Source organism: Mycobacterium sp. 852013-50091_SCH5140682 (assembly GCF_001665685.1).
GTDB lineage: Bacteria > Actinomycetota > Actinomycetes > Mycobacteriales > Mycobacteriaceae > Mycobacterium.
Map to the genome: position 1 here is coordinate 1 of NZ_LZTB01000124.1, position 1,469 is coordinate 1,469.

Consider the following 1,469-nt stretch of genomic DNA (forward strand, 5'->3'; position numbering starts at 1 on the left):
AGGCCTGGATTTCGGTGCGGTCACCGCTCCAGAGGGTGTGGAAGCGTGCGGTGGGTTCGGCGTCGGTGCGTCCGTAGGTGTGGGCGCCGAAGAAGTCGCGCAGGCCTTGGGTGAGGGCGGCGGGCAGTCGCTCGGTGCGCAGGGCGTCGTAGTAGGACAGCGACGAGCTGAAGCCGGGGATGGGGATGCCCAGGTGGGTGGCGGTGATCACGACGCGGCGCCAGCTGTCGATGGCGGCTTCGATGGCGTCGCGGAAGTAGGGGTCGACGATGAGGGTGGGCAGGTCGGGGTTGGTGTCGTAGGCCTCGGTGATGCGGTTGAGGAATTTGGCGCGGATGATGCAGCCGCCGCGCCAGATGCGGGCCATGTCGCCGGGGGTGATGTTCCAGCCGTATTCGGCGCTGCCGGCTTGGATCTGGTTGAAGCCTTGGGCGTAGGCGATGATCTTGGAGGCATACAGCGCTTGGCGGACGTCTTCGATGAATTGTGTGCTGTCGGTTGGCTTGTCGCCGAGATCGCCGGAGGCCAGCCCCACCGTGGCCTGGCGCTGCGGCACCGAACCCGACAGCGCGCGGGCGAACACCGCTTCGGCGATGCCGGTGACGGGGACGCCGAGATCCAGGGCGGATTTGACGGTCCAGCGGCCGGTGCCTTTTTGTTCGGCTTCGTCGACGATGACGTCGACCAGGGGCTTGCCGGTTTTGGCGTCGACCTGGCGCAGCACCTCGGCGGTGATCTCGACCAGGTAGCTGTCGAGGTCGCCGTTGTTCCAGTCGGCGAAGACGTCGGCGATCTGGGCGGCGGTCAGGCCCAGGGCGTCGCGCAGCAGGTGGTAGGCCTCGCCGATGAGTTGCATGTCGGAGTATTCGATGCCGTTGTGCACCATTTTGACGAAATGGCCGGCGCCGTCGGGGCCGATGTGGGTGCAGCACGGCTCGCCGTCGACGTGGGCGGAGATTTCTTCGAGCAGCGGGCCGAGGGAGGTGTAGGACTCGGCGGGGCCGCCGGGCATGATCGACGGGCCGTTGAGGGCGCCTTCTTCGCCGCCGGAGATGCCGGCGCCGACGAAGTGCAGGCCGCGTTCGCGGATGGCTTTTTCGCGGCGGATGGTGTCGGTGTAGAGGGCGTTGCCGCCGTCGATGATGATGTCGCCGGGTTCCATGGCGTCGGCGAGTTCGTTGATGACGGCGTCGGTGGGGTCGCCGGCTTTGACCATGATCAGTACGCGGCGGGGCTTTTCCAGGGCGTCGAGGAATTCGGCGATGGTTTCGCTGCGCACGAAGGTGCCTTCGGAGCCGTGTTCGGCGATCAGGGCGTCGGTTTTGGCGATCGAGCGGTTGTGCAGGGCCACGGTGTAGCCGTGGCGGGCGAAGTTGCGGGCGATGTTGGAGCCCATCACCGCCAGACCCGTCACCCCGATTTGAGCCGTCCCGGTCCTACCCGTGTTCGTCATCCAGCAGCCTTTCGAT

At 66.8% G+C, this 1,469-nt stretch carries 1 protein-coding gene; it reads right to left on the reverse strand.

Features of this window, described 5'->3' with window-relative positions; all coding sequences use genetic code 11:
- The coding region (gnd, locus tag A5784_RS32765) for an NADP-dependent phosphogluconate dehydrogenase (protein ID WP_064949039.1) at positions 1-1,453 on the reverse strand (1,453 nt) is incomplete at its 3' end.
- Positions 1,454-1,469: the final 16 nt, after the last annotated feature.